This is a genomic window from Streptomyces sp. NRRL S-87 (assembly GCF_000719335.1).
In the GTDB taxonomy this organism is placed as follows: Bacteria; Actinomycetota; Actinomycetes; order Streptomycetales; family Streptomycetaceae; genus Streptomyces.
On record NZ_JOGB01000112.1, the window covers coordinates 1 to 6,350 of the forward strand.

The 6,350-nt window shown below is 76.7% G+C and carries 1 protein-coding gene; it reads right to left on the reverse strand.

All coding sequences use genetic code 11. The features are described from left to right. Positions 1–6,350 (reverse strand): non-ribosomal peptide synthetase (locus IF43_RS0134970; RefSeq protein ID WP_037891412.1); only part of this gene is annotated, 6,350 nt, incomplete at both ends.

A 6,350-nucleotide genomic window follows, 5' to 3' on the forward strand; every position in this document is an offset into this window, starting at 1 on the left:
CCCGTCGAGCCCGAGGTGTGCAGCACGCACGCCAGCCGGTCGGGCTCCAGCCGTACCGCCGGAGCACCCTCCGGCAGACCCGCCAGACCCTCCTCGCCCGCGACCACGACCACCTCGACGCCCGCCACCCGGGCCGCCCCGACCGCGGGATGCGAGGCGTTCGCCGGGTCGACCACCAGCACCCGCGCCCCCGTGTCGCGCAGGACGGCCGCCACCCGGTCGGCGGGGTAGCCCGCCGGCAGCGGCAGGTAGGCGGCGCCCGCCTTGACCGCGGCCAGCGACACCACCACCACGTCGGCGGAGCGCTCCATGCGCACCGCGACCGCGGATTCGGGGCCGGCGCCGGCGGCGAGCAGCCGGTGCGCCAGCCGGTCGGCCCGTTCGTCCAGCTCCCGATAGGTGAGCTGCTCCCGGTCGCCGGTCACCGCCACCGCGTCCGGGGCCTCGGCGACCCGGGCCGCGAACACCCCGGGCACCGTCCCGCGCGCCACCGGGACCGCGGTGTCGTTCCACGTGCCCATGACGAGCTCGCGCTCGCCGGGGGTGAGGACGTCACCGCTGCCGACGGGGCGTTCGGGGTGGGCCACGAGCTCCGCCAGCAGCCTCCCGAAGCGGTCCGCCAGCCCCTGGGCGGTCGTACGGTCGTACAGGTCGACGGCGTAGTCGAGGCTGACGTCGATGCCGCCGGGGCTGCCGTCCTCGGCCCGGTGCTCCGCGACGTCGAAGGTCAGGTCGAACTTGGCGACCGGGAACTCGGGGGGCAGCGTCTCCGACTTCAGCCCGTCGACGCCGAACCGGATGTCGGCCGTGTCGCGGTACGCCAGCGCGACCTGGAAGAGGGGGTGCCGGGCGCGCGAGCGCACCGGGTTGAGCGCCTCGACCAGCACGTCGAAGGGCAGGTCCTGGTGGGCGTAGGCCGCGAGGTCGTTGGCCCGTACGCGCTCCAGCAGCTCGCCGAAGGTCGGGTTGCCGGAGGTGTCGGTGCGCAGCACCAGCGTGTTGACGAAGAACCCGACCAGGTCGTCCAGGGCCTCGTCGGTGCGGCCCGCGACGGCGGAGCCGAGCGGGATGTCGGTGCCGGCGCCCAGCCGGGTCAGCAGCACCGACAGGCCGGCCTGCACGGCCATGAACACCGTGGATCCGTACTGCCGGGCCACGGCGGCCAGGCGGCGGTGGGTGTCGGCGGGGATCCGTACGGCCACGGAGTCGCCGCGGTGGCTCGGCACGGCGGGCCGGGGCCGGTCCCGGGGCAGCTCCAGTTCCTCCGGTACGCCGGCCAGCGCCGCGCGCCAGTAGGCCAGTTGCCGGCCGGCGAGGCTGTCCGGGTCGCGGACGTCGCCGAGCAGCTCGCGCTGCCAGCGGGCGTAGTCGGCGTACTGCACGGGCAGCGGGGCCGGGTCGGGCGCGCCGCCGGCCGACCGGGCCGCGTAGGCGGCGGCCAGGTCGCGGCCCAGGGGCTCCATCGACCAGCCGTCGCCGGCGATGTGGTGCAGGACGAGCAGCAGCACCGACTCCTGGGCTCCGGACCGGAACAGCCACGCCCGCAGCGGCAGGTCCTCGGCCAGGTCGAACGTGCGCAGGGAGGCGGCCGTGACGGCCTCGCGCAGCGCGTGCGGGGCGACGAAGGAGACGGTGAGCTGCACGGCGGCCCCGGCGGCGGGCCGGACCACCTGGACCGGCTCCCCGTCCACCTCCCGCACCACGGTCCGCAGGCTCTCGTGCCGCTCCACCACGTCCGCCAGGGCGGCGCGCAGGGCGGTCGCGTCGACCGGGCCGCTCAGCCGCAGGGCCAGCGGGATGTGGTAGGCCGTGCTCGGCCCCTCGACCTGCGCCAGGAACCACAGCCGGCGCTGCGCGAAGGACAGCTCGACGGGCCGGTCCCGCTCCTCGCGGGCCCGCAGGGCCGGCCGCCGCCCGCCGGCGGCGCTGCGCGCCGCCAGGGCCGCCACTCCGGCCGCCGTCGGCGCCTCGAACAGCGCGCCGACCCCCAGGTCGACGCCCAGCACGGCGCGGATGCGGTTGACCAGCCGGGTCGCCAGCAGCGAGTGCCCGCCCAGGTCGAAGAAGTCGTCGTGGACGCCGACCGACTCCAGGCCGAGGACCTCCGCGAACACCCCGCACAGGATCTCCTCCTGCGGGGTCCGGGGGCCCTCGCCGGTGCCGGCGCCCGGCAGGTCGGGGACGGGCAGGGCCGCGCGGTCCAGCTTGCCGTTCGGCGTCAGCGGCAGGGCGTCCAGCACGACCACGGCCGAGGGCACCATGTAGTCGGGCAGCACGCCGGAGAGCCCGCGCCGGATCCGCTCCGGGTCGGCGGCGGCCCCGTCGGCGGGGACCACGTACGCGACCAGCCGCCGGTCCCCCGGCCGGTCCTCCCGCACGACGGCCTTGACCTGGGCCAGGGCGGGGTCGGCCGCGAGCGCCGTCTCGATCTCGCCGAGTTCGACGCGGAAGCCGCGGATCTTGACCTGCTCGTCGGCCCGGCCGACGAAGTCCAGCTCGCCGTCCGGGGTCCAGCGCACCAGGTCGCCGGTGCGGTACATGCGGCTGCCGGCGGGACCGAAGGGGTCGGCCAGGAAGCGTTGGGCGGTCAGGCCGGGCCGGCGGACGTAGCCGCGGGCCAGGCCCTCGCCGGCGAGGTACAGCTCGCCCGCGACGCCGACCGGGACCGGCTGGAGGCGGCGGTCCAGGACGTACGCGCGGGTGTTCCACAGGGGGGTGCCGATGGGTGCGGCGAAGGCGTCCGGACGGCCGGCCGCCGAACCGAGCCGGGCGGTGGTGGAGGTGCACGACACCTCGGTCAGGCCGTAGACGTGCACCAGTCGGGTCGGCTGCTCCTCCCACATGCGCAGCCGGTCGGGCAGGATCCGCTCGCCGCCCATGGCCACGAACCGGAAGGAGTCGGGCAGCCGCCGACCGGTGGTGTGCAGCTCGTGGGCCCACTCCAGCCAGTAGGCGGTGGTGAGTTCGAGGCCGGTGATGCGGTGCCGCTCGACGTAGCCGGCGAGGTCGGCGCCGGGTTCGAGCACGGGCTCGGCGGGGACGACGACGGCCGCGCCCGCGGCGAGGGTCGGCAGCAGCTCCTCGATGAGGACGTCGAAGCCGGGCGAGGCGACCTGCAGGATGCGGTCGGCCGGGGTCAGCGCGAAGGCGTCGAGCATGGTCAGCGTGTAGTTGAGCAGCCCGCGCTGGGTGAACATGACGCCCTTGGGGCGGCCGGTCGAGCCGGAGGTGTAGAAGACGCAGGCCAGGTCGTCGCCGCGGACCCGGGCGGGCCGCGCCTGCCCGTCGTCGGCCGGGGGGAGGCCGGGCGGGGTCTGCTCGCCGGCCCCCGGGAGGTCGCGCCGGACGGGCCCGTCGGCCGCGGGCAGGTCGTCGAGGCGGAGTACGTTCCGGCCGGTGAGGACCTCGGCGAGCGGGCCGGACGGGGCCCGCGGGGTCAGCACCAGCGCGGGCGCGACGTCGTCGAGGATCGTGCCGATCCGGCCCGCCGGCAGCTTCGGGTCCAGGGGCAGGAACGCGGCCCCCGCCCGCAGGGCGGCGCACACCGCGACCACCAGGTCCGCGGACGGCTCCAGGACGAGCGCGACCACGTCGCCCACGCCGGCGCCCCGCCCCTGCAGGGCCGCGGCCAGGTGCGCGGCCGCCCCGGCCAGCTCCCGGTGGCTGAGGCGGACCTCGCCGTGCTCGACGGCCGTGGCCCCCGGGGTACGGGCCGCCGCTGCCTCGACGAGCTCGTGGACGGACGTGTCGGGCAACGGGCGGGCGGTGTCGTTCCAGGTGCCGAGCACCAGCCCCCGCTCGGCGGGCGTGAGGATGTCGGCGGCGCCGATCGCCAGGTCGGGCGCCGCCGAGAAGCGGTCGAGCAGGTGGGCGAACCGCTCGGCCAGGCCCTCGACCGTGGCGCGGTCGAAGAGGTCGACGGCGTACTCGAACTCGATGCGCAGCCCCTGCGGCGTGCCGTCCTCGGCGGAGTGCTCCACGAGGTTGAGGCACAGGTCGAACTGGGCACCGGTCAGCAGGGTCTCGGCCCCGCGCACGGTGACGTCGTCGCCGAGGGCGAAGCGCGCCCCGGCGTTGTTCTGCTGCACGAGCGCGATCTGGAACAGCGGGTGGCAGGCCCGGGACCGGGGCGGGTTGAGGGCCTCGACCAGCCGGTCGAAGGGCAGGTCCTGGTGGGCGTACGCGGCCAGGTCGGCGGTGCGCACCCGCTCCAGCAGTTCCCCGAAGGACGGGTCGCCGGAGGTGTCGGTGCGCAGCACCAGCGTGTTGACGAAGAACCCGACCAGGTCGTTGAGGGTGTCGTCGCCCCGGCCCGCGACGAACGATCCCAGCGGGACGTCCGTGCCCGCGCCGAGCCGGGTGAGCAGGACGGACAGTCCCGTCTGGACGGCCATGAACAAGGTGGCGCGGCGCTCCCTGGCCACCGCGCGCAGCCTCCGGTGGACGTCCGCGGGGACGTCCAGGGGCACGACGTCGACCCGGTGGGTCGGCACGGCGGGGCGGGGCCGGTCCCGGGGCACCTCCAGTTCCTCGGGGAGTCCGGCCAGCGCCTCGCGCCAGTGGGCGAGTTGGCGGGCGGCCAGGGAGTCCGGGTCCGCCTCGTCGCCGAGCAGCTCGCGCTGCCACAGGGCGTAGTCGGCGTACTGGACGGGCAGCGGCGGCCACTGCGGTGCGGCGCCGGCCAGCCGGGCCGCGTACGCCGCGCCCAGGTCGCGGGCGAGCGGGGCCAGCGACCAGCCGTCGCCGGCGATGTGGTGCAGGACCAGCAGCAGGGTGCTGGTGTCCCGGCCCGTCCGCAGCAGCCGGGCCCGCAGCGGCAGGTCCGCGGCGAGGTCGAAGGGGAGGGCGGAGGCGGCGGCCACCGCGGCGGGCAGCGCGTCGGCGGCCACGTCGGCCGCCGTGAGGTCCACGGTCACGGCGTCGGCGGGCAGCACCACCTGCACGGGCTCGCCGCCGGCCTGGCGGAACACCGTCCGCAGGCTCTCGTGCCGCCCGACGACGTCGGCCAGCGCGGCCCGCAGCACGGCCTCGTCCACGGCGCCGCTCAGCCGCAGGGCCAGGGGGACGTTGTACGTGGCGCTCGGCCCCTCCATCTGGGCCAGGAACCACAGCCGGCGCTGCGCGAAGGACAGGCCGACGGGCTCGTCCGCCGCGGCCCGCGGCAGGAGGGCGGGGCGCGTGTCCCCGCCGGTCAGGCCGCGCGACACGGCGGCCGCGACGCCCGCGACCGTGGGGGTCTCGAAGAGCGCCCCGACACCGAGCTCGGCGCCCAGCACCGCGCGGATCCGGTTGACCAGCCGGGTGGCCAGCAGGGAGTGGCCGCCGAGGTCGAAGAAGTCGTCGTGGACGCCGACCCGGTCCAGGCCCAGCACGTCGGCGAACAGCCCGCGGAGCACCTCCTCCTGTTCGGTGCGCGGACCGTCGTCGGAGACCTCGCCGGAGAGGTCCGGCGCCGGCAGGGCCCGGTGGTCCAGCTTGCCGTTGGGCGTGAGCGGCAGTGCGTCGAGCACGACCACGGCCGAGGGCACCATGTACTCCGGCAGGACGCCGGACAGCCGCCGCCGGACGGCCTGGGCGTCCGCGGCCGCGCCGGCCGCCGGGACGACGTAGGCGGCGAGCCGCTTGTCCCCCGGTCTGTCCTCGCGGGCGATGACGGCGGCCTGGGCGAGGGTCGGGTCGGCGGCCAGCGCGGCCTCGATCTCGCCGGGTTCGATGCGGAAGCCGCGGATCTTGACCTGGCCGTCGGCCCGCGCCACGAAGTCGAGCTCGCCGTCCGGGGTCCAGCGGACCAGGTCGCCGGTCCGGTACATCCGCTCGCCCGGCGCCCCGTACGGGTCCGCCACGAACCGCTCGGCGGTGGCACCGGGCCGGTTGACGTAGCCCCGGGAGACGCAGCTGCCGGCGAGGTACAGCTCGCCGGTGACGCCGACGGGCACGGGCTGCAGGTACGGGTCCAGGACGAGGGCCCGGGTGTTGCTGCGGGGGGTGCCGAGCGGGACGCTCGCGCCCCCGAGGGTCGCGGGGTCCACCGGCCGCCAGGTCGCGAGCACGGTGCACTCGGTGGGTCCGTAGACGTTCAGGAGCCGCAGGGCGGGGCCGGCGTGCGCGAGCACGCGGCGCATCGCGTGGGCGGAGGCCGCCTCGCCGCCCGACACCACCTTGGTGAGGCCGCCGACGGTCTCGGGGATCTCCTCGGCGAGCAGGTTGAACAGCGAGGTGACCAGGAGCGCGCCGGTCACCCGGTGCTCGGTGATGAGGCGGGCGTACGTCGCGGTGTCGAGCCGTCCCGGCGGGGCGACCACGATGCAGCCGCCGTTGAGCAGCGGCACCCACAGCTCGTACGTCGAGGC